This is a genomic window from Mesorhizobium sp. M2E.F.Ca.ET.209.01.1.1 (genome assembly GCF_004010375.2).
Lineage (GTDB): Bacteria > Pseudomonadota > Alphaproteobacteria > Rhizobiales > Rhizobiaceae > Mesorhizobium.
On sequence record NZ_SADP02000217.1, the window covers coordinates 1 to 427 of the forward strand.

A 427-nucleotide genomic window follows, 5' to 3' on the forward strand; every position below is an offset into this window, starting at 1 on the left:
CGGCGATTTCCAGCTTGCCTATCCCGATATCGCATTGACGGTTGTCGTCGACGACATGCTGACCGACATCGTCGAAAGGCGCTTCGACGCGGGCATCCGGCTCGGCGAGCGGCTCGAGCAGGACATGGTCGCAGTCAAGCTCAGCGATGAGCTGCAGATTGCGGCGGTGGCGGCTCCAGCCTACCTTGCCGGACGTGCGGTTCCGCGCCACCCAAAGGACCTGCACAAGCATCGCTGCATCAACTTCCAATGGCCAGGCGCCGGCGACATCTATCGATGGGAGTTCTCACGCGGCCGACGTTCGCTGGAGATAGCCCTCAAAGGCAATCTTATCGTCAACGACACGGAATTCATGATCCGGGGCAGGCGTGGCTTATATGATCGATTATCAGGTCCAGCCCTGGATAGAAAAGGGCCGGCTCGTCCG

At 60.4% G+C, this 427-nt stretch carries 1 protein-coding gene; it reads right to left on the bottom strand.

Annotated features, from left to right (window positions below; translation table 11 throughout):
- The coding region (locus EN852_RS42780; RefSeq protein ID WP_246694496.1) for a hypothetical protein at positions 1–232 on the bottom strand (232 nt) is incomplete at its 3' end.
- Positions 233–427: the final 195 nt, after the last annotated feature.